This is a genomic window from Bacillota bacterium (assembly GCA_023511485.1).
Taxonomy (GTDB): domain Bacteria; phylum Actinomycetota; class Aquicultoria; order Aquicultorales; family Aquicultoraceae; genus CADDYS01.
Genome location: JAIMBH010000032.1, coordinates 1 through 21,178 on the forward strand (window position 1 = coordinate 1; position 21,178 = coordinate 21,178).

Genomic DNA, 21,178 nt, shown 5'->3' on the forward strand with positions numbered 1-21,178 from the left:
TACCGGCAGCGGTTTAGCTTGAGCGGTTTATCACTTAAGAACTGCTTTTATCTGTCCAAAGAAACCCGGTCACCTCATCTAATTTGCAGTTGTGTAGATTTATTGATCCTTAATGGTTAGTTATTCAATTATTCAGTTTTTCAGAAACGTCCCTGGTACTACATGATAAGCCTCCCGTCGGTGACATCTTAACCCGGCCTTATTGCCGAGTTACGATCATCATACCGAGTGGTTGCCCACCATGTTAACTCTTCCTATCCCCCTCTTCCTGTGTCGGTTTTTGAAGGTGAACTCTCGTCAAGTTCTCGCTGGTGCTTTAACGCTGCTCACCTGATAAATCTAACTTCATATCCACAATCTTTAGCAAAATAGGCAATCTTTCTCCAATAGTGACCGGTTGGCTCCATTCCAATTAGCACATCTTTTAAACAAAAGCTTGCTTTTGCTTCTTCGGTAATCTTCACAAAATAATCAAATCCCCGCCTTGTGTTGTAGACCTTCGGATATTTGCCCAACACTTCACCATCTTTGTTCATAAGACATAGTGCATTAAATTCACAACCTATATCCATTCCTATCACCAGCGTTTCTTTCGTTATTCTTTGACGTCTCTCAAACTGCTTGTTAAAATGTTTTCCAATCATGGCAATTACCTCCTCTGTTAAGGCCTTGTCAATGACTAAATTTCTTCTTAACAGATTGTAATTGCCATGTATTTTTTGCAAGCCTTTCGCTTTCTTATAGTAAGCTCCATTTCTAAAGGTGTCTTATTTTTCTGTCCGGATCAAGGGGTTCACTCCAAAGCTCCACCGGGTAACGTGGCCCATGGGGTCGGTTTCAGCTGTTTTGTTTCCCATTGCGTCGTATGAGTAGTAAAATACTCTTTCTTTTGCTGCCTTGGCTTCTTTCTTGGACTTTACGTTAAAGTTCTCATCATAGGTGTAAGTTGTGGTAAGCCCTGCTGCATCGGTAACCTGCGTTATATTCCAGTTGCCGTCATAAGTGTAAGTTGTGTCGTTGCCTCTTGCATCTTTTTCGACAAATTTGTTCTCACTTGGGGCGTATGTATATGTAGTTGCTAAAGTAGTTCCATTACCCGGATATTCTTTAACTGATGCAAGTTTTTCTGCCTCATAGACAAACTCAGCTGTGTTTTTGCCCTTGGCTGCACCTTTTGGATCTTTTAAAGAGGTAAGCTTGTGGTCTTGGCTATATCCATATTTAGTGCTTCGACCCATCGGGTCTATCACCTCAGTAAGGTTGTCACTCGTATCGTATATATATCTCCAGACAAGGTTGCCGTAGTCGGTTGCAGCAACAACAGCGGTCTCAAGTTTTCCAGTATTTTGGTTGTAATTTAATATTATCCCCTGGTTTGACGGGTTCGATGGGTCCTTTATGCTAAGCAGTCTTTGCAGGGCATCAAACTGATACACCACCTTATTGTTCTCCCTGTCTTGAACTGTTATCGTCCTGTTTTTTCTATCAAATGTAAATCTAGTTAAGTCTTTTTGCCTTAGGGTAAAGGTGTCATCGGGGTTTTTGGTTAAGATATCATATACTCCGGCTGGGCTTTCGTAAGTTCCGTTTAGCCCTTTTGTAAAGCGGTGCTTGGCTCCATCACCGTCAATTATTGCCACTGTGCCATCGCTATATTCAGCTAACTCAGGAACTGCTATTCTCCAGCCCCAGCCCAGTGGCCCATTTACCTTTAGCTGGCTGTTATATACTCGGGAGAGGTTTAGCCCAAAGCCTTTGCTTGTTCGCATGATGTCGTCTTCGGTCACAACGAAGTTCCCGTTTGCGATATTTACCTTGCCGTATCTATTGTCTACCATGCCGAAGTGGTCAACACCCATGCCATACCCGACGTTATCAATAACAGCGTTAACCGTTGCTATGCTATAGTTTCCGGCTAAGTCATAGTCGGCTACGGTAAAGATGTGCTCTCCATCTGGGAGCCATGATGAGTTAAGATCAAAAGAGGCAGGGTTAATGCCAAACGAGAAAGCCCGCGGAATTTTATCATCTGTGCCATTCTTTGTCGTAGTAAACTGCATGGTGTTTGCATAAGTACTGTTTGACTCAACTGCAGTCACCGTTATGGTACTATCTCCTGAGAAGATAGCCCCAGCAGTTGGGCTGGTAAAGGAGACTGCTGGTGCGGTAGAGTCTGTGTTTGTCCCTTGTACTTGAGTTGAATAGTTGCCGCCTCTGTCATATGCGCGCACACGGGCTACTTTATAGCTGTAGCCGTAGGGTTCATTAAAGGTGGCGGTGTGCGCCGCCCCGGAAGATGTATGCGCCACCTGCTTCATATCCGTTGTGGTTGCCCCTGTTAGAAGATTGGTTTTGTCTAGCTCAACTATGTAGTGGCTCATCCCATAGTTTGAGCCAGTTGCGGGGTCAGAGACACCAGTCCAAGTTACGTTTACTTTTGCCATATCTGCACTATAAGCTGCTGCACTAACCGATACATTGGTTGGATTTTGAGGCGCAGTTCTATCGGGTATATATGGGCAAGTGCAGTTTGCCCACATATCTGTCTCGCTGCACCAGTTGTATGCAGTGACTCTGAACCAAAAGTTCTGGTTAGAGGGGTAGCTTCCACCAGAGTTTCTGTAGACCGGGCTTGGGTCATCTGCTAGCTCTGCCCCTGCCCCATCATGGTGCAGAGCATACCTTCCGGCTGCTATCTCGCTTGGTGTTGGCCAGATTCGCTTGCCTTGCGTGGACCAGCTAGTTGTGTTTCCAACATCAAAGGCCTCATAATTCCTGCCGTTATAGATCCAGAGCTTGTATCCAGCTGCTCCGGGGACCGCACCCCAGGATAGATTCACATACCCGTTTTTGCTGTTTACCGCATTGCCATAGGCTGAAGAGCTGATCGATGGAGGGTCGTAGTACTCAACGTAGAGGTGAGGCACTCCCCAGCCTGTCTCGCAAGCATTAAATTTTTTCCACCAGTAGGCGCCGTTGCCGGCTGAGTGAAGTTTAAAGCCAAAGTTGCCACGTCTTCCCATAACCCAGTCGGCAGCAATATCGGTAAATCCAAAGCCTACCCAGTTGTTCTCAGTGGCCCAGTTCCAGTGCGTATAAGAGCTGCTTGGCTGGTTGTTCCAGGTAACCCCAGTTGGAGACCAGTCCCAGTTTGCAATATCTGCATAGGCCTCCTTAGGTGTTGAGTGAACATAAGACCAGCGGCAATACGCATAAAAGACCGCATTGTGGATCAGCTTTCCGCGAAGGGGTGAGACATCCATCTTTACGAAAGAGTGGTTCCACCCTGTTGAGGAGTCAATATAGCCGGTCTTTAACTCATAGATGCCAAGGGTGGAGTTCCACCTAGCATCATAGTTGTTGTTTGGATATGCGCTAGTTACATAGGCGTCATCCCAGACGTTGTTATTTGCCGTATTTAAATCTATAGTCGGGTCGATATAGACGGGATAGACTCTCTCCGGGGCTTTAAGCCACTTATCATCTGCAGTAATCGTTATGTAGGTGTTTGCCCCTTTCTGGATAACATCGGCGGTGACGTTGTCTGACCTTGCACTTTCACCGGAGCCAGAGTCAACGTTTGAATCCATCATAAAGGGCTTTGGAATATTGAAGAGTTTTTCGCCTGTTGCCTTTTTGTAAAAGCCGATTGAGCCGTCTACTTCTTTTTGCGCATCAACACCGGCAGTCTTTAGTTCAAAGGTAAAAGAGTTTTTACCGGTGTATTTTTTAAGGATAATGTCTTCTTTTACTCCAATGCCTGTTATTATCTCTCGAAGATCAGTGTCAGGTAGAATATTTTCATAAGTGATTTTCTCTCCTTCAACCTTGGGGGTGGCATCTGCGGCCTCATCTTCAGCAAGAGACTGGGTTACTTTTGCACCACTGTATTCAAAGGAGGCTAACTCAGAAGATTTGCCTTTTGCTCCAAAGCGAGCTTTAAAAGGCCCTGCGGTGTTTTCAAAGCCACCGGCTCCTGATGGCTTGATCTTTGCATCGATCTCTTTCCAGCTGCCATTTTCTTGGTAGTGTATGGGGGCTTGGTATATCTCCATAGCGTACTTGCCATTTCCAAGGTCATATGTCTTTGTTTTCTCAGTTCTTTTTTCAACTATCTCTTTTTTCTCTAGTTTTGCGGCAGCTTGTGAGGCAGAAGTTATATTTTCTGCAGCCAGGGCAGTGGAGATATTATTGCCCCAAATATTAAATACGGGTTGCGGAATCAATCCAAAAACTAGGCCAATTACCAAAATCGCTACAACACTTAATTTACACCTTGCCCATTTCTTGCCAAAAAAGAAACTAGCCATACTAATCAAACTCCTTCCCATGCTTGCAGCTTCTGCCATTCATCTTCAACTTATGGATTAAGACGCAGCGTATACTAACAATTCATACGGCTTTCCGGTCTGCTACCTACTGCTCGCAAGCCTAGCAAAAAAAAGACGTGTGTCAACTGTAGCATGGAATATTTATCTAATGTGTTTAGTGGTTGTTAACTTTAGCGTTTATAGCTTGTAAAGTGATGATTGCGGTAAAAAGTTTTGTTCGTATAGCAACGTCCCCAATACTGCAATACTGAGCGATACGGTGGTCGCAATCAGCTAAATACGCAGCGGTCACTATTATCTCCAGTCATCAGCCGCCCAAAGCATAAAAGGAGATTCGGGGTATTCGTTATAGTTCGGCGCGCTGTTATTTTCGCTAATAATCCTCCACGATCCATCGACCTGTCGAAGAACGATGTGCTTTGTCATGTTCTCACCTCTAAAGTCATATACAGCACGGGCCCAACCATCGCTTAAGATAAGTTTTTTGATGGCGACATCGCTGTGAGGCTCACGTTTGGCAGCTAAGCTTCTATCCACCAGCATAGAGAAGATCTTCTTATAAATCTTATCGTCTGGTTTATTCGTTAAATCTATGCGCTCTCGGCCATTCCCCTTTTTTATTTCAAGGGATTTCTTAAAAAGCAATATACAATCGACCGCAAAGAAACTGCCAAGCGGACTATTAATCTCTCTACAATAAATTCGCATGATCATCCGCCCCTGTGGGGAAACGACTATACCGCCGTTGTCACCATCATCTCCACGAAAATCAGAGCGATAACTAAGGCTTTTCCAGTTGATTCCATTCTTAGCCGCTTGCCTATAGAACTCACTCCATTCCTTCTCAACCTCTTCATATGGATGGTCTATTCTGTAAGCTGAAGAAGTCATCTTGTAGGCATTCTTAAAGTTACCCGAAAAGAAAGCACGTAAGAAGTAATCTGTTGTTTCACTGGGCTGATATAAATACATTTTTTCATACATAGGGGAGCCATTCCCATCCAGGAGGTTTGGCATAAATTTCTGCGATTCATTTATGCTCGATTTTTTTCCAATAGATTCTTTCTGGCAAGCAATTAAAGTGGTTAATGAAGTTAAAATAATAGCTGTGATAATTATAGATAGGGCTTTCAAATAACTCTTCATATACCTAGAATCCCCTTATCGCTTATTGTGTAATAGTATTGATTAATAACTCTTATAATACATATTATATTGGATGGAGTATTTATTCCCAAGCAGCACCTTACCGCAAAAGATTATCCCTAAGAATTAATGGCTAACCACTTAGATAGGTAACAGCCGTCTAATGCAACACTGTTCAATTATCTCGGCTTATGAGCACTTAATATATGATCTTATAGCGGAAGCAAGAAGTACTTGCCTTTGTTCTTTATGGCTAGTAGCTTCCTTGTATTGCCTTTTTTAAAGGTAGTTCTTATAATTACAGCCTTCTCGTAAGCATTTGACAATATCACTAACCGCTTGACCTCATCGTTTTTTAGCAATACGGCTTCTTTTCTTGGCCAGAGCTTACTATCCTGGTACCAGATATAACTACTGCTTGCTGGCATATAGGATTCTGGGCTCTCCTTAGCAAGCTCAAGGTCTTTTGGTATCATTGAGTCTTCTGTTCGTCTCACTTCTGGTAGGAATAAGTTAACGGCGGCCTTGCGGTCGCTTTTCATAACAAAGCTGTAGTAATCCCGGGCGAGGTGATCTAATTCCTGAAAGTCACTCTTTCTAAGCAGAGGATTGCGGGGTTTTTCCTTCTCACCTGATAGGTACACTTCTACAAAATTGCCCTCAACTCTAATCTTTAAAGTCTGATCTTTTGCCCTGCTTCCTGAGCAACCAACTATAAAAAGCAATAGTGCAATCGATATAAAAGCACTAACCTTAAATCTCAAAAGTATCCTCCTCGAGATAAATAAATTAACCTTAAGAACTAAAACATAGTTTCTAACATCGACATTTTCATGATTTACTATAATTGGATGACAGACAGGGGACTTCAGCCCCTGCTTTAGCTTAAATTATCTTATACCACCCTTTTCGACTGTATAATCAGCTGGCGCCGTAAAGGTAAACTTGTCTTCGCTAATCGAAGGATTAATTTCGACTTTATCGATAAACTGCTCAAATTTCTCATTTCCGGGAAGTGGATGGATAACCAAACCGAGCATTATGCCAGTCTCGCAATCGATGTATACATCCCAATGATCCTCCTTAGCGAGTTCTTTTGGGAAAACAACTTTAAGTTGAACTGCATTTCTGCCGCTAACAGTCGTCAATCCAACCCTCTCTATTGACTTCGCATAGTGCTTTAGCTCTCTTCTTACGAAGTAGCTTGGATTAATATAGTCGTTTATTGGCGTATTAACCAGGAGTTCTCCATCTTCGGCTAGCGTTGGGTCTTTTGCCCTCTCAACTGCCATCCTCTCATCTAGCGCAGCTTTATCCTGCGCTGAGATAGTTGATGCAGGAACATTGTATTCTCTTACCTTCTTAAGAGAGGTCTGCACTATTATCTGTTTATTGCCATTCTTAATGAGAATGCTCGGGCCTTCTTCTGAGCGGTACTTATCTGGCTTTACAACCCAGGTTTTAAACGTGTCAGAGCTATTTCCAGAATTGACATGCCCCTCAACATAAATTCTTTTCCATTTTGTTTTAGATGCTTGTGCAAAATCAAGAACCTCATCAACAGTACTCTCTGCTGTAAGTGGTTTTAGTATGGAAGCTTTCACAGCCTGCGGCTTACTAGTCACACTGCTTATAGCAACACTCATAGTTAATACTATTGCAGCAAAGAGAACGAACCAACCCATCTTTGCATACGATCTCACCCTAATCGCCTCCATGATCTAGTAATAGATTCTTACTGCATCAAAGCAAACTTTTTGGTCAGATGACCATTGATAGCCATCGTGGAAATCTTCCGAACTGACATGTCCGTAACCGCCCTCTGTGCTGTTAAACACGGTATACCAGCCGTGTATACTATACTGATTCACATAGTAGTGAGAATAGTAGCCGCAGAAGTAATTAACCCTTCTTGAAGTGCCATATACTGTAATGTATGCTTGAACATTGCCAGTGGCATAAGGCTGTGCTGGCGTATGCCAAGTGCCAGACTCGCGAGTTGCATTTAGGGTTGCATACGTCCAACCATTGGCAGGATAACACTTCCAATAAGTGCTAGAGTTATCATAACCGCCAGAATATTGCTGAGTCCACTCTGAACCGTAGCGTGAAAATACATCCGGAGTAGACCATCTCCAATCCGAATAGGTTACGCTAGCAGAAGCAATACTCGGCATCAGAAGTGCCAACAAAGCTATTATTAGCGTTAAAGCCATTAATAACTGTTGGACCTTTTTGTTACCCATCAATTTCCCTCCTTTGATTTTCATTCGGATTATCTTAGCTTGAAACTAAGCTCTAGGGGGTGGTCCTAATCTTAAAGATTAGAATTAGAGAAATCACTAACCCCCAATTTAACCACCCCTTACCCTGACTAAGAAACTAAATGCTTATACTGAGGCTTGGATTAATAACTAAAAAGAACGGCTCTTTATGCTCTTAAGACGCAGCGTATAATGATAATTCATATGGCTTTCCGGTCTGCTATCTACTGCTTGCAAGGCTAGCAAAAAGAAAGACGTGTGTCAATTGTCGCATGATATATTTATCTTATGTGTTTAGTGGTTGTTAACTTTAGCGTTTATAGCTTGTGAAGGGATAATTGCGAATGCATCGGGGACGCTTCTGAAAAACTGAATAACACCGAAGTTATTCAGTTTTTCAGAAGCGTCCCCTTGTTCTTGTTCTACTGATTCCCTTTTGGTCATGCTTTTTGGTTTCAACTTAAGCAAAATTTCGTTTTTATTTTTTCATCTCCAACTGGTAGCATAATACTGTAGCCATCCAACAGCCGACAGGCGACAAAATATCTCTGTTAGTTAGTAAAAGAGGCTGTAGCAAGAAAGGACAGAATTGATACCTGTTGAGCTTCGCTTGACCAACTTCATGAGCTACAAAGGTATGGATGAGCCGCTTAACTTCTCATCCATCCACACAGCTGTGCTCTGCGGCCCCAATGGGCATGGCAAAAGCTCGCTACTTGATGCCATCACCTGGGCACTTTGGGGGCGGGCGCGTGGAGTGGACAAGCGTGGCACCGGAACTGACGACCTCATCCACCGCAAAGAAGCGCATATGCAGGTAGAGTTTACATTTGAGCTTGAGGGACAGCTGTACCGCGTACTTCGTGCAAGGCAGCGCAAGGGAAAGTCTGGTGTGAGCAAGCTAGAGTTTCAACTCCTCGATGGTAAGACGCCGCGAGTACTTACTGGCGAGACCATAAACGCAACCCAGGAGGCAATTAACCGAATCTTGCGTATGGATTATGAGACCTTTGTAAACTCGGCATTTATTATGCAGGGCCGCGCAGATGCCTTCATGATGAAAAATGCAAACGAGCGAAAAGAGATACTCTCTGAGATACTTGGTCTTTCCATCTACGATGAGCTTGAGGAGCTTGCCAAGGAAAAGCGCAAGCTGCAAAAAGATCGCCTAAGAGACATCGACAACCAATTCGCCCACATAGATCAAGAACTGGAGCATTTACCTACCTATAAAGAAGATTTAAAGAAAGCAGACGATGAACTTAAAGAAGTACAAACCGAAATCAAGAAAATAGATATAGCCCTGGCAAAGCTAAAAGAGGAAAAAGCATTGCTCGATCTCAAAACGGCAAGGATTTCCGAGCTTAACTCAAACATCAGCAAGGAAAAGAAAAATCTAGCATCAATAGAAGAGCAACTAAATATACTTGAAGAAAACATTGCTAAGGCGCGAGAGCTAGCTGCAAGAAAAGAAGAAATCGAGTCATCTTACCGCGAGCTCGTAGATCTCCGCAAAAAAGAAGAAGAGCTATCAAAAGCCAGCCAGCAGTACAGCGCTCTTGAGCGGCAGGCAGCCGAGTTAAAGCTTGCCATAGAGCAGGCAAAAAGCACCCTTGAGTCAAACATAAAACACCTAAGTCAGCGAAAATCCGAGCTTGACGGGCAAGTATCGCAAAAACCTGCAGTAGAAGCATCTCTCTCATCAACCAGAGCAAAACTTGCCGAAATTGAGAGGCTAGTGCAAGAAAGAGATATTTTGCGGGAGAAATACAGCGAGCTCTCCCGAAAAAAATCCGGCCTTGATGCATCAGTAAAAGCCGATGAGGCAAAGCTTGCCGATCTTAAGAGCCGTCGCAAAATGCTTGACCTTGGTGATTCCTGCCCCCTTTGCAAGAAACCTCTTGAAATGCATGATAGACAAAAGTTGAGTGCTGAGTTCGACAGCGAGATAGCAACACTCACCAGCAAAATTGATAAAGCAAAGATGGAATCGGCCCGAATCGAGCGTGAGCTCTCCCAACTCGAAACCAAAGGTAAAGATTTAACCGAGCAGGTTAAGATTAAAGATAAACTACAAGTTGAAGAAGGAGCATTTGCCGAGAAAATCAAGGCAATTGAGAAAGCAGCAAGCGAGATAGCCTCAATAAACAGAAAACTAAGCGAGCTTAGCCTTAAGTTCTCCCAGAGTCTTTACGCCCAGGATGAGCAGGCAAAACTTTCTCGGCTAACTTCTGAGATGAAAAAGTTGGGCTACTCTTCTGAGGAGCACATAAAGGTAAAGGATAGATTGAAGAAGCTACTTGATTACGAGCAGCTCAAAGCTAATCTAGAGAACGCCCAAAACAATATAAAGATGGGAGAAAACACCATCTCTGCACTGGTAAAACAAAGAGACGCTAAACTGAAAGCCATCGCAGATGACGAGAAAAAGGCAGATGTCCTTACAATTGAGATAGCGTCTCTAAAAGATGTTGCACAAGGCATAGGAGAACTTAGCGCCCGGCTACAAGAGCAAAAAATAATTGAGGATAATATCATCAACGGTAAATCACTTGCTCAAGCAAAAATCGATAGTTGCAAGCAGCTTGAAAAGAAAAAGCGAGATTTATCCAAAGAGCGAAAAGAAGCGGCAAAAGAAGCCGAAATCTACGATAAGCTTGCCTTTGCCTTCAGCAAGAAAGGTATCCAAGCCCTTATTATCGAAAACACCATCCCCGAGATTGAGCAAGAGGCCAATTCACTACTACATAAGCTTACAAACGGTCAGATGAGTCTTCGTTTTGTGACACAAAAGGACCAGCGAAGTGGCGGCGTTGTTGAGACGCTTGACCTTATCATAACCGACGGCGAGCTTGGCGACAGAAAATACGAGCTCTTCTCGGGCGGCGAAGCCTTTAGGATAAACTTTGCAATACGTATTGCGCTCTCAAAACTTCTTGCGCGAAGGGCAGGTGCAAGACTTGAAACGCTAGTTATCGATGAGGGCTTCGGTACTCAAGATGAAGAAGGAAAAGAGAGGCTCATCGAGGCGATAAGCGCAATCCAGGGCGACTTTAAAAAGATAATCGTCATCACGCATCTTGAAGACTTGAAGGAGATTTTTCCCGCAAGGATCGAGGTTATAAAAAAGCGCGGGGTTGGCTCAATTGCAACCGTGATTTAATAAAGGATCGGAGGGGCGAAGTTTAACTTCGCCCCATCTATTGTTAACCTTTATTAAGCAGTGCGGCATAATGCGACACCGCTTATTTAACTTCCCTTATGCCACTTTAACTTTAATCTCTTTGGCTTTCTTCTCCTCAGCCTCAGGCAGGGTTATCATAAGAACCCCGTCTTTGTAAGTTGCTTCTACTTCCTCTGTCTTTACCGGCACCGGAAGGTCAACCATACGCTCAAATGAACCAAAGAACCTCTCCGACCTATAGAAGTTCTCGCGCTTTGCTTCTCTAGTATATTTGCGCTCACCCCTGATTCTCAGGGTGTTATCAACGACAGAGACATCAATGTCTTCAGGATTTACATCGGGGAGGTCTACTGAGACGTATAGCTTGTTTTCCTTCTCATAGATATCTACCGGCGGCATCCATGGGGCTTCCGGTGCTCCTTCCGGCGGTCCAAAAACCCTTTGAAACATCCTGCTCATTTCTTCCTGCATTCGCGAGAGTTCTCGCCACGGATCCCATCTGCGCATTACCATAGATTTCACCTCCTTATTTTTATCTCACAGATATTTTTTACCCGGCTTGATTAACCTATATCAGACGAAAATCGTCTTGCCATGACAGAATCGTTATCTTCCCCATCTCTAACCTTTTAACCCTATTAACAAACCAACCTATGTCTGGCACGGTGAGAGATATAAAGATAAAATATGGGCATAGAATAAGCAGACAAGGAGATTTTATGATAGCAAGAAGAGCCCTTGATATGCCCCCTTTTATCGTCATGGAGATACTTGAGAAAGCGCAAGAGTTAGAAAGACAGGGCAAAAACGTTATACATATGGAAATTGGAGAGCCCGACTTCCCCACCCCTAAAGTAATAAAGGATGCAGGCTGCGAAGCGATACTTACCGGAAAGACTACGTATACCCACAGCATGGGTCTCCTTGAGCTTCGAGAGGCGATCGCCGATCATTACCATGAGCAATATGGGGTTGAGCTATCGCCTGAACAGATAATCGTAACCTCCGGGACGTCACCCGCAATGCTTCTTGTCTTCTCCGCACTGTTGAATCCCAGTCAAAAGGTTATCCTGTCCAACCCGGGCTATGCATGCTACCCAAACTTTGTAAGATTTGCCGATGGCGAGCCTAGCTTTGTAAACGTTTACGAGAAAGATGGTTTTCAATATCGCCCGGAAGATATCAAGGCCGCCCTGGATGATAAGACCAAGGCGATAATGATCAACTCCCCTTCAAACCCAACGGGAAACGTATTGTCGGAGCCGGTTATGCGAGAGATAGCAGCTATTGCGGAAGAGACTTGCGATGGACTCTATATTATATCTGACGAGATATACCACGGATTGGTCTACGAGGGAAAAGCCCACTCAATACTTGAGTTCACTGATAAAGCGTTTGTGTTAAACGGTTTTTCAAAGCTTTATGCAATGACCGGCTGGAGGCTTGGCTACGCCATCGCACCAAAAGAGTTCATCCGCCCCATGCAGAAAATCCAACAGAACCTTTTTATCTCCGCCAATAGTTTTGTGCAGTGGGCGGGTATTGCCGCGCTTAAAAAGACAGCCGCTGACATTGCGCGCATGGTTGCCATATATGACGAACGGCGCAGGTACCTTATCCCAAGACTAAAAGAGATCGGCTTTGGAATAACCGTTGAGCCAACAGGTGCTTTTTATGTTCTTGCCAACGCCAAGCGGTTTGGAGGCGACTCGTATAAGCTTGCGCTCGATATATTAGAGAATGCTCTTGTTGCAGTAACCCCCGGCATCGATTTTGGCAGCAACGCCGAAGGATATTTGCGATTCTCCTACGCCAACTCGCTTGAGAACATCAAAGAGGCGTGCGATAGGCTGGAGAGATATCTATCTTAATAAACATGAGGAATCAGTCTGCAGGTGTGCTTCATATAATCCCTGTACTCGTCCCCGAATTTCATAATCATCATTTTTTCCTCAACCCCCATCCTGTAAACGAACAACGGGATAAGTAAAAGCACGACCAAGAAACCGTACAAGCTGTGAAACAAAAGAGGGATTCCAAGATCGGCTATAAGCGTGCCGATATAACCGGGGTGTCGGATAAACCTGTAAATGCCAGTTTTGATTAACTTTTGGTTTTCTAAGGTTTTCAGAGTATATGTATAAGATCTGCCTAGGGTCCTCTTAGCTATTTGACGTATAGTTGTCCCTGCTAGGACGAGAACCACCCCGATAAAAACTATAATATCAAAATGATAGGTTGGTAATTGTATAAATATGAAATCAAGAGTTGTTACGACTATAACAACTCCCCAGATTATCGATCCGAAAACTATAAATAACCGGTCTTTCTTTCTTATCTCGAGCATTGCTCGATTCTCCAAGAATAAGTTTTGCAGAATCTCAAGATTTTTAAGTCTCTAGTTTATTTTATCCCCCTTGCCTCACCTATTTTTTCACTACTCGTCTATGATGAAGTTTTTTTCATACACCGTTGGGAACATTTCATATCGTAAAAAACTTTTACGATTAAGGAGGAGAACGAGATGAAAAACGTAGTAAACATTGGTGCAAGCAGCTATACAGGAGAGTTTTTGATGCCGCAACTTCTTGCCGATTGGGAAAAGCAGAATCCGGATACCGAGCTAAAAGTCGAGATCTCTGACAGCTCACAGGTGTTTGAACAAGTCTTAGATAGCAAAATCGATGCGGGTATAATCGGCATGTCTCTTGAAAATGAGAGCGTTACAGCAGAGCCATTCCTGCGTAACTACGAGCTAATATTAATAGCTCCTCCCGACCATCCGTTTGCCAAAGGTGAGATAGCTGTAAACGACCTTAAGGGGCAGAATTTTATCTTGCGCGAACCAGGATCAGCAACACGAATGTGGTATCGCGAGATGCTCTCTAGGTACGGGATTACTTTTGATGACCTAAATGTCGTAGCTGAGTTTGATACCTATACCGCAATTATCAAGGCGGTTGAAGCCGGGGCCGGCCTAAGCTTTGTTCTGCGAAAATCTGCGGAAGACTCGCTGAAAGCAGGCAGGGTAAAGGAAGTAAAGATTAAAGATGTGCAGCCCATGATGGGAAGCATTTATATAATATATAACACCGAGTTTCCCATGAGCGATGAGACAAAGATGTTCCTGGACTTTATTGAGGCAGAGAAACCAAAGCTAATGGCCGCATAAGCAAAAAAGGGCGGACTTTGCGTCCGCCCAAGTTTTTTTCCTAAATTTAATAAAAGATCTTCGCCATCTCAAAGACTCGCTCGTCAATTGGGCGCACAGTTAAAGCCTCCTCAAGCGGTATGGATGTAATTTTGTCGCTCCGGATTGCTACCATGCGGTCGAATTGACCTTGCTCAACCAGCTCAACCGCAACAACGCCGAATTGGGTTGCGATAAAGCGGTCAAATGGAGAGGCAATTCCACCTCTCTGCAGGTGCCCGAGGTTCATGAATCTGGTCTCAAAACCTGTCTTCTCTTCGATAACGTTTGCAAGGTACTCGCCGATGCCGCCTAATCTTACGTGGCCAAAAGCATCGGTTTTCTCGCCGTATGTAATTTGCTTGCCTTCAGGTTTCGCGCCTTCGGAGACTACGATGACGCTAAATAGTTTGCCCATTTCGCGTCGTTTTTTGATCCTATCGATTACCACATCTACATTAAAATCATGCTCGGGGACTAAAATAGTATCGGCTCCACCAGCTAGTCCTGCGTAAAGCGCAACATGGCCGGCATCTCTTCCCATCACCTCAACAACAATTACCCTGCTGTGCGATTCCGCGGTCGTATGAATTTTATCCAGGGCGTCAGTTGCAACAGCTACTGCTGTATGGAATCCTATCGCCCACTCGGTTCCGTTTATATCATTGTCGATGGTCTGCGGTATACCAACGGCCGGAATTGGGGGCTCTAAGTTGTTGATCTTATGCGCAACGCCAAGCGTATCGTCTCCGCCAATACAGATCATGGCATCGATTCCAATTTTCTTTAAATTCTCGCGCATCTTATCGACCGCACCATCCATCTTAAACGGGTTGGTTCTGGATGTGCCAAGGATAGTTCCTCCTCGGGGCAGTATTCCCGATACAGATTCTGCTGTAAGCTCGATATAGTCACCATTAATCGGCCCAGCCCAACCGTTTTTAAAACCAATGATCGTGTGTCCGCCCTCAAGGGCACGCCTCACAACGGCTCTTATGGCGGCATTAATGGCACTTGAGTCGCCACCGCCAGTTAACATGCCCAGTTTCATTACGCAGCCCTCCCAGTCATCTCGGCTATGTAATCCGCTGCCTTGCCCGAGGAGCCAAAAAGTTTGATTTTTCCGGAGGTAACTTTATACATCTCTTCCATCGCCGGTTTAAGTATCTTTCTGGGATCTATCACATCGGGATTCTCCTGGATAAACTGTGCGATACCCCTCTTAAAGGCATCGCGGTTCTCTGTATCGATGTTTATCTTGGTAACTCCAAGCGAAATCGCAGTCTTTATATCTTCATCTGGTATGCCTGATGCACCATGCAAAACCAACAGGGCTTTATCTCCTATTTTATTTTTGATGGCTTCAAGTCTCTTAAAATCAAGCAGCGGCTTACCCTTATACCAGCCATGAGCATTGCCGATTGAAACAGCAAGAGCGTCTATCCCTGTGCGCTCGATAAAATCAAGTGCCTGGTCAGGATCGGTCATCGAAGCCTCGCGCTCAGAAACTGAGATATTATCTTCTGTTCCAACAAGCCGCCCTAGTTCTCCCTCAACCGAAATGCCGGCAGCATGCCCAAGCTTTACAGCTTCAGCAGTGAGCCTTACATTTTCCTCATAAGGATACTTTGAACCATCAAACATAATCGATGAGAAGCCGGCCCTTATTGCGTGTACTAGATCTTCGAAGGTGAGACCGTGGTCCAAGTGCACCGATACCGGAACCCCCGTTTCATCAGCCGCTATCCTGGCCATTGCCACCAGATTTTCCATACCTGCATACTTGGCAGCAGATGGCGAAATCGCAAGTATTATGGGCGATTGTTCATCTTTTGCCGCGCGAAAGATAGATTTTGTTATTTCCAGGTTATTGGTATTAAATGCGCCTACTGCATAACCGCCATCACGTGCCTGTGTCATCAACTCTTTGTTCGTTTTAAACACCACAACTCCCCCTATTTAAAATAATTCGCATATTGTTCTACCCATTCAACAAAAAAATTAGCAAGGATAACCACTAAAGCGTTAGTGGGTTTAGTACCTTAATTTACACTACTATATTTATCGGTTCATGTATTTATATCTAAAGCGTCGGTAGCAATCCTTAAAGATTGCTATTTTGCCTGGCGCAAGAATAATAATCCAACGATTACAAGAAGCAACCCTATGATAAGGTAGGCTATTATATAGCCTGTTAACGAGGCAAGAAATAAGAAGAGGCCAACAGCAATAAATACTACTGCCAGAGAAAAAAGACTAAAGGCAAGGATGAAAAAGCCTGCTTTTTGGGCAGCCTTTGAGATAGGGCCAGTAATACTCCGATCGACCACACTTTGGATTTGCTTTCTTGCATAAAGCGCAATAAGATCGATCAGCTCTATAATCGATTCGATTAATGTCTTTCCACCCTTAGTTTTTTGCCCCATCTATTGCTCCAATATCATCGTAATACCAAAACCAGAGGTCGGGTGGAAAGACATCCTTCAGGCTGCTCGCTGCAACCTAAGCTCTTTAGACTTACAGGTTCTTCCAGACTTATGTCTCCCACCCAGTGGCTCTGTCGGCGTTAAATTCAATGAGCATTTTTCATTGAAGTGGCTGCATTCTAAACATCCTGGCCACAGCATTTGCCATTCTAACGAATCTATGCGATTCAAGTAAAGCCTGAAATGCTCTGGGAACAGGCTTTGAAACTGCTCCCGCACCTCTATCATCTTATCAAAATCTATAATCGCATATATCTCGGATAAAAGGGATAGCATTGAAACGGCTTCCAGCCTCTGGGCTTCCCCCCAACTATTCCGATTCTTCTTTATAACCTCATCAACCTGCTTGCCAAGATAGTCTGCCTGCTCCTCAAGTGTTTGGCCTTGCAGAGCTATCTGCCTCTGGAGTAAAGGAATGCGCTTCCAACTTTCCAGTAATTCATGCTCTGCATTCACAGCAGAACACCTCCTTATAAGTTTCGGTAAACAATGATCTATTCTTTATCAGATGCTTGCGTAGACTTGAAAATTAAAAGCGTAGATTGCCGTTTTCAACTTTTAATTCTCGACTAAAAAACAAAATGGCACCACCTGTGCCATAGAGCAATTTTATAGCGAAAGTTATCTAAAACTCAGGAGGTACCTCGCCTGTATCTTTATGCTCAATATGTGCTTCAACATGGGGTTGTTTTTCTTCGAGAATCAACTTATCTATCTTTTGCTCCAACCTTTTTATATCTTCCTTTGAGGGTATATCAGCCTCTTCAATGGCTTTTTTCACCTCACCTTTGACCATGTCCCGAAGCTGCTTGCGGGCTTCAGTACCTCGCTTCACAAGCTCTCCCACCATAGCCTTGCCCTGCTCAGCACTAACCTCACCCCGCTCAATCAGATCGTTTACAATCTCTTGAGCCCTCTCAGCGGTAAGAGCTACGGCTCCGATACTAAATAGTAGGGTTTTTCTAAATAGGTCTGTTATACGATCCAAAGCTTCTAATCCCCCTCCCTGCATCTGTGTTACCCGATTTCGCAGTTTAATAAACTTAGGAAGCAACGCAAAACTAAGTTTCCAGAGGCCAGAGTCCAGGGATAAATAAATTCAAAATTAGATATAGCAGCCAGCTTTTATCTCTTTTGGCTGGCGGCTGATAAGTTGTGGCTACTAATTATATCCAGGAGGGATTCTAGGCTGCCAATCACCTTGCAGTCGGCATTTATATCGTTTTCTGATCTGTGTATCAATACAGGAGTTATGCCGGCGCTTCTTGCACCTAAAATATCGGCGTAGTAATGGTCTCCAATGTGTAGGGCTTCATGTGGCTTTGCCTCGACTCTATCAAGCGCCATATGAAATATCTCAGGTTGCGGCTTTATCCTCCCGACTACTGCCGAGCACATTATGAAATCTAAATAATCTGTTATTCCAATACCGGCACATAGCTCGGAGAGCCTGCTATCCCAATTCGACACAATGCCGATCTTTAATCCAAGGTCCTTTAGCTTAGCGAGAGTCGCCCTGACATCTGGGAAAAGCTCCCACCTGTAGTGAAAACCGAACTCGTCATATATCTCTTTTGCGAGCCTGCGCCGATCTCCACTTATGCCAACCTCTTTTGCAACCAACGCGTAAAGGTCTATCCATAGGGCAGCCGCCTCTTCTTCCGAACGCCAGAACGTATCATCCTGCCAGTATCTCTCTTCATAGTACCTATCGCCCGCTGCAATAGCCTTTTTTAAGACTGCTGCATCGATAGCGAAACCGTTGCGACAGAAAACTTCGGTGCAGACATACTCAACCGATGGATACGGGCGAAGAAGCGTGTTTCCAGCATCGAAAAATACTGCTTTATACCTCAAGATTATCTTTCCTTTTCTTCTACATAAGCTCTGGGTGAAAGCGTTTTTCTAAATTTTCCAGGGCACTCATAAGCTCATGTTGGCGCATAGCCGTTGTAAGGTCGCCCCTGGTCTTCTCCATAACCGAGCGTGCCAGGTCAGTAATCCTTCGCAAGCCTGGAGTCAGCGCATCAGGATAATCAAACGATATCAGAAAATAATAAACATCGTCCATTACAGTCAAAAACCGCTCACCTTCTGTAAGCTTGCCTTGCCTAATAATATCAAGGATATGTCTTCTTAGTTCACCCATCGCCTCACCAATTCCAGATAGGTATGGGGGATAGCCAACTCCGAGCTCATCTGCGCTGAGCAGCCGCGTATCGGTGACTAAAGCAAGGGTCGTCATGCCTTCGCTATATTCCTTCTCAGCATCTTGTAAGAAGCCAGCAAAGTATATCTCCGGATAAGCTCGAAGCGCGTCCTGTGCTTCAACCAGAGCCAATCTGGCTTCTTCCAAGTACTCCCTTGCTTTATCATATTTCTCTCGATGGATTGCGCGAATAGCAAGGCTTGATGACCTTATCACCTGCCTAGCTTTAGGCAAGGCTGCTTCTCTTGCCTTGTTTTTAGCATCCAAATTTTCCCGTATCTTAGCCCCAATAACCTCAAAATCCAGATCCATGTGATTTTTCCTTTCAGTTAATTGTTATCAATCCTGCAGTTATCAGTTACCGATTAGCAAAGGTAAGCAATGGGGGTTCACCCCCGCTTAACCTACCCTCAGAGAGAGGAATTTAACTGCATCATCGCAGTACTGGTAACCGCAGAGCTATCTTTAATCTACTCTTCTTAGTCCGCTTCGCTCCTTGATGTTTTCAATTATCAAGCGCAAATCATCTATAGAAAATACATATAGCTCACCGCAGAAGTTGCAGTAAAGCTCCACATCTTTGGCCTCTGATACCATTTCCCTGATTTCCTTGATACCAAGTGCGGCAAGTGTGCGCTCTGCTCTTTCCCTCGAACAGCTGCATGAGAATCGGATATCCCGGTGCTCCTTGAATTCGATATCGAAGCTGTCCAGGACGCTTTCTAACATCTCTTCTGCGGTTGAGCCCGTATTTACCATATCGCTTACTGGCGGGATTTTTGAAATGTTATCCTCGATTTTATCTAAGACCCAGTCCTCGGCCCCATTTAGCGGCTGCACTATATAGCCGCCTGCTGCCGCAACTGAGTTGTCTGGCATGACAAGTACGCCTAAGGCCACCGCTGATGGTTGCTGCTCAGAGACAGCAAAATAATAACTTAAATCCTCGCCGACCTCTCCGCTAACTAGCGGAACTATGCCTCTATATGGCTCCTTTAAGCCAACATCTTTTATAACTGAGAGGGTCCCCTTTTTCCCAACTGCCCTACCAACATCTAGCTTGCCGGCCCTTGATGGCAGGTGGATATGCGGGTGCCCAACATATCCACGCACGTTTCCATAGCTATCCGCATCTCCAACAACCTCTCTTAATGGGCCATTACCTTTAATTTGAAAGGTGATTTTCTGTTCGTCTTTTAACATACTTGCGATAAGTGCCGCGCCGGTCATCACCCTCCCTAAAGCTGCTGTAGCCGTTGGAAAAGTACCTTGGCGCCGTCTTGCCTCGTCGATTGTATTAGTAGTAACAGCAGCGACAGCTCTTACCGTGGATGCGGCAGCCGTCGCCCTTGCTAAATGATCATGCATGTTGCTATCATCCTATCATTCCAATTGTAAAACTATCTCTTTATGACAAATGTCTTAAAGTCGCCCCTTGGCTCTTCCCAATCGATCTTAATGTGATCGACCGCTGATGCCGGTGGTCCCTGCCTGCACCACTCTATTAAATCATCAACTGAATTATTATCGCCTTCGATAACCGCTTCGACTTCGCCCGAAGGGAGGTTTTTTACCCATCCCTTCACGCGGTAGATGGTAGCCATCTCCTTCATGCTTTGGCGATAAAAAACGCCTTGAACCCGACCTTCTATTATAAGGTGAGCCCGCTTTGTCATCACGTAAAAATCCCCCCTAGGATTTATGAAGCCTAAACCCGTAAACAATCATATAAAAGTAGGCTGGAAGCCAACTCCCAGCCTACCGAAGTTCCTCAAGCAGGTCTAACTTAACCGGTCTGAAGTGCCGCTTTCAGAAACGGCTCTATGTATGGTCGCTGTTTATCGTCCATCGACTCGCTCAACAGAATAAGTGCGATATAGCGCGGTTCATACGGCGTAGTTTTTGGGTACATCTTAGCTTCGTACGGCAGCTTGTCGCCCTTTTTATGGTTGCAGGTTGAGCATGCAGTAGTAACATTATCCCAGGTATCAGTTCCGCCTTTTGAAACCGGCTTGACGTGCTCGCGAGTCAACCGCTCTTTTCTCTTGAGCTGGCTTTTATGCCTGCCGCAGTATTGGCAGGTGTAATGATCACGCGCAAAAAGAACTGCATTGCTTACAACCGAGCGGAATCTACGCGGGATCTCTACATATTTGACCAGCCTGATAACAAGCGGATACGGGTAGTCTTTTTTTTCAGTGCGAATGCGCTTACTTACATGAGTCTCAACAATTTCCGCCTTTTCTTTAAGGACAAGAATCAGCGCTCTTCTTACTGGTACAAAGGTTAGGGGTTCGGTACTCGCGTTTAAAATCAATGTTTGCGCCATAAACACCACGGTCCTATCCAAACCTTGTCGGTACGGCTA

General features: G+C 44.5%; 21 protein-coding genes. 3 read left to right on the forward strand and 18 right to left on the reverse strand.

Going from position 1 to position 21,178, the window contains the following annotated elements; genetic code table 11:
• Nucleotides 1-326 precede the first annotated feature (326 nt).
• The 6 genes from K6T91_09755 to K6T91_09780 form a co-directional block, all read right to left on the reverse strand.
• Nucleotides 327-644 carry an IS110 family transposase gene (locus K6T91_09755; protein MCL6473072.1) on the reverse strand — a complete coding sequence of 106 codons (318 nt, stop codon included), beginning with the start codon at nt 642-644 and terminating at the stop codon, nt 327-329.
• A gap of 123 nt (nt 645-767) precedes the next feature.
• On the reverse strand, nt 768-4,310 hold the full coding sequence (locus K6T91_09760) for a DNRLRE domain-containing protein (GenBank protein ID MCL6473073.1): 3,543 nt from the start codon (nt 4,308-4,310) through the stop codon (nt 768-770).
• 315 nt (nt 4,311-4,625) lie between these two features.
• Nucleotides 4,626-5,477 carry a hypothetical protein gene (locus tag K6T91_09765; GenBank protein MCL6473074.1) on the reverse strand — a complete coding sequence of 284 codons (852 nt, stop codon included), beginning with the start codon at nt 5,475-5,477 and terminating at the stop codon, nt 4,626-4,628.
• Between the two features lie 212 nt (nt 5,478-5,689).
• A complete protein-coding gene (locus K6T91_09770) occupies nt 5,690-6,241 on the reverse strand; it encodes a hypothetical protein (protein ID MCL6473075.1) in 552 nt (183 codons plus the stop codon).
• Between the two features lie 126 nt (nt 6,242-6,367).
• A complete protein-coding gene (locus K6T91_09775) occupies nt 6,368-7,180 on the reverse strand; it encodes a DUF2092 domain-containing protein (protein ID MCL6473076.1) in 813 nt (270 codons plus the stop codon).
• Nucleotides 7,181-7,198: 18 nt separating this feature from the next.
• A complete protein-coding gene (locus K6T91_09780; GenBank protein MCL6473077.1) occupies nt 7,199-7,723 on the reverse strand; it encodes a hypothetical protein in 525 nt (174 codons plus the stop codon).
• A gap of 607 nt (nt 7,724-8,330) precedes the next feature.
• Between K6T91_09780 and K6T91_09785 the strand changes: the two genes are divergently transcribed.
• Nucleotides 8,331-10,904, forward strand: a complete 2,574-nt coding sequence (locus K6T91_09785) for an SMC family ATPase (protein MCL6473078.1) — start codon at nt 8,331-8,333, stop codon at nt 10,902-10,904.
• 96 nt (nt 10,905-11,000) lie between these two features.
• On the opposite strand, the gene K6T91_09790 is transcribed toward K6T91_09785, so the two are convergent.
• Complete coding sequence (locus K6T91_09790) at nt 11,001-11,438, reverse strand: Hsp20/alpha crystallin family protein (protein MCL6473079.1); 438 nt, start codon at nt 11,436-11,438, stop codon at nt 11,001-11,003.
• A 206-nt stretch (nt 11,439-11,644) separates the two neighbouring features.
• On the opposite strand from K6T91_09790, the gene K6T91_09795 reads away from it, so the two are divergent.
• On the forward strand, nt 11,645-12,796 hold the full coding sequence (locus K6T91_09795; GenBank protein MCL6473080.1) for a pyridoxal phosphate-dependent aminotransferase: 1,152 nt from the start codon (nt 11,645-11,647) through the stop codon (nt 12,794-12,796).
• On the opposite strand, the gene K6T91_09800 is transcribed toward K6T91_09795, so the two are convergent.
• On the reverse strand, nt 12,793-13,272 hold the full coding sequence (locus tag K6T91_09800; GenBank protein MCL6473081.1) for an isoprenylcysteine carboxylmethyltransferase family protein: 480 nt from the start codon (nt 13,270-13,272) through the stop codon (nt 12,793-12,795). The genes K6T91_09795 and K6T91_09800 overlap by 4 nt on opposite strands.
• 177 nt (nt 13,273-13,449) lie before the next feature.
• Between K6T91_09800 and K6T91_09805 the strand changes: the two genes are divergently transcribed.
• Nucleotides 13,450-14,097 carry a hypothetical protein gene (locus K6T91_09805; protein ID MCL6473082.1) on the forward strand — a complete coding sequence of 216 codons (648 nt, stop codon included), beginning with the start codon at nt 13,450-13,452 and terminating at the stop codon, nt 14,095-14,097.
• A 46-nt stretch (nt 14,098-14,143) separates the two neighbouring features.
• On the opposite strand, the gene K6T91_09810 is transcribed toward K6T91_09805, so the two are convergent.
• The 10 genes from K6T91_09810 to K6T91_09855 all read right to left on the reverse strand — a co-directional run bounded on the left by K6T91_09810 (nt 14,144) and on the right by K6T91_09855 (nt 21,139).
• Nucleotides 14,144-15,166 carry a 6-phosphofructokinase gene (locus K6T91_09810; GenBank protein ID MCL6473083.1) on the reverse strand — a complete coding sequence of 341 codons (1,023 nt, stop codon included), beginning with the start codon at nt 15,164-15,166 and terminating at the stop codon, nt 14,144-14,146.
• Entirely contained in the window at nt 15,166-16,062 is an 897-nt protein-coding gene (gene fba, locus K6T91_09815; GenBank protein ID MCL6473084.1) for a class II fructose-1,6-bisphosphate aldolase, read from the reverse strand. The genes K6T91_09810 and fba overlap by 1 nt, the downstream gene beginning before the upstream one ends.
• Before the next feature lie 167 nt (nt 16,063-16,229).
• Nucleotides 16,230-16,541, reverse strand: a complete 312-nt coding sequence (locus K6T91_09820; protein ID MCL6473085.1) for a hypothetical protein — start codon at nt 16,539-16,541, stop codon at nt 16,230-16,232.
• A 57-nt stretch (nt 16,542-16,598) separates the two neighbouring features.
• Complete coding sequence (locus K6T91_09825) at nt 16,599-17,057, reverse strand: hypothetical protein (protein MCL6473086.1); 459 nt, start codon at nt 17,055-17,057, stop codon at nt 16,599-16,601.
• Nucleotides 17,058-17,226: 169 nt separating this feature from the next.
• Entirely contained in the window at nt 17,227-17,589 is a 363-nt protein-coding gene (locus K6T91_09830; GenBank protein MCL6473087.1) for a phasin family protein, read from the reverse strand.
• A gap of 137 nt (nt 17,590-17,726) precedes the next feature.
• Nucleotides 17,727-18,458: an HAD family hydrolase gene (locus tag K6T91_09835; protein ID MCL6473088.1), complete on the reverse strand. Its 732-nt coding sequence runs from the start codon at nt 18,456-18,458 to the stop codon at nt 17,727-17,729.
• Nucleotides 18,459-18,477: 19 nt separating this feature from the next.
• Nucleotides 18,478-19,122: a haloacid dehalogenase gene (locus K6T91_09840; GenBank protein MCL6473089.1), complete on the reverse strand. Its 645-nt coding sequence runs from the start codon at nt 19,120-19,122 to the stop codon at nt 18,478-18,480.
• 153 nt (nt 19,123-19,275) lie between these two features.
• A complete protein-coding gene (gene hslO / locus K6T91_09845; GenBank protein MCL6473090.1) occupies nt 19,276-20,178 on the reverse strand; it encodes an Hsp33 family molecular chaperone HslO in 903 nt (300 codons plus the stop codon).
• Nucleotides 20,179-20,210: 32 nt separating this feature from the next.
• Complete coding sequence (locus tag K6T91_09850) at nt 20,211-20,486, reverse strand: acylphosphatase (protein ID MCL6473091.1); 276 nt, start codon at nt 20,484-20,486, stop codon at nt 20,211-20,213.
• Between the two features lie 110 nt (nt 20,487-20,596).
• Entirely contained in the window at nt 20,597-21,139 is a 543-nt protein-coding gene (locus K6T91_09855) for an HNH endonuclease (GenBank protein MCL6473092.1), read from the reverse strand.
• Nucleotides 21,140-21,178 lie beyond the last annotated feature (39 nt).

Coding starts and splice junctions, on each gene's coding strand:
- K6T91_09755 (MCL6473072.1), bottom strand. CDS start 644: ATGATTGGAAAACATTTTAACAAGCAGTTTGAGAGACGTCAAAGAATA.
- K6T91_09760 (MCL6473073.1), bottom strand. CDS start 4,310: ATGGCTAGTTTCTTTTTTGGCAAGAAATGGGCAAGGTGTAAATTAAGT.
- K6T91_09765 (MCL6473074.1), bottom strand. CDS start 5,477: ATGAAGAGTTATTTGAAAGCCCTATCTATAATTATCACAGCTATTATT.
- K6T91_09780 (MCL6473077.1), bottom strand. CDS start 7,723: ATGGGTAACAAAAAGGTCCAACAGTTATTAATGGCTTTAACGCTAATA.
- K6T91_09790 (MCL6473079.1), bottom strand. CDS start 11,438: ATGGTAATGCGCAGATGGGATCCGTGGCGAGAACTCTCGCGAATGCAG.
- K6T91_09795 (MCL6473080.1), top strand. CDS start 11,645: ATGATAGCAAGAAGAGCCCTTGATATGCCCCCTTTTATCGTCATGGAG.
- K6T91_09800 (MCL6473081.1), bottom strand. CDS start 13,272: ATGCTCGAGATAAGAAAGAAAGACCGGTTATTTATAGTTTTCGGATCG.
- K6T91_09805 (MCL6473082.1), top strand. CDS start 13,450: ATGAAAAACGTAGTAAACATTGGTGCAAGCAGCTATACAGGAGAGTTT.
- K6T91_09810 (MCL6473083.1), bottom strand. CDS start 15,166: ATGAAACTGGGCATGTTAACTGGCGGTGGCGACTCAAGTGCCATTAAT.
- K6T91_09820 (MCL6473085.1), bottom strand. CDS start 16,541: ATGGGGCAAAAAACTAAGGGTGGAAAGACATTAATCGAATCGATTATA.
- K6T91_09840 (MCL6473089.1), bottom strand. CDS start 19,122: ATGGATCTGGATTTTGAGGTTATTGGGGCTAAGATACGGGAAAATTTG.
- hslO (MCL6473090.1), bottom strand. CDS start 20,178: ATGCATGATCATTTAGCAAGGGCGACGGCTGCCGCATCCACGGTAAGA.
- K6T91_09850 (MCL6473091.1), bottom strand. CDS start 20,486: ATGACAAAGCGGGCTCACCTTATAATAGAAGGTCGGGTTCAAGGCGTT.
- K6T91_09855 (MCL6473092.1), bottom strand. CDS start 21,139: ATGGCGCAAACATTGATTTTAAACGCGAGTACCGAACCCCTAACCTTT.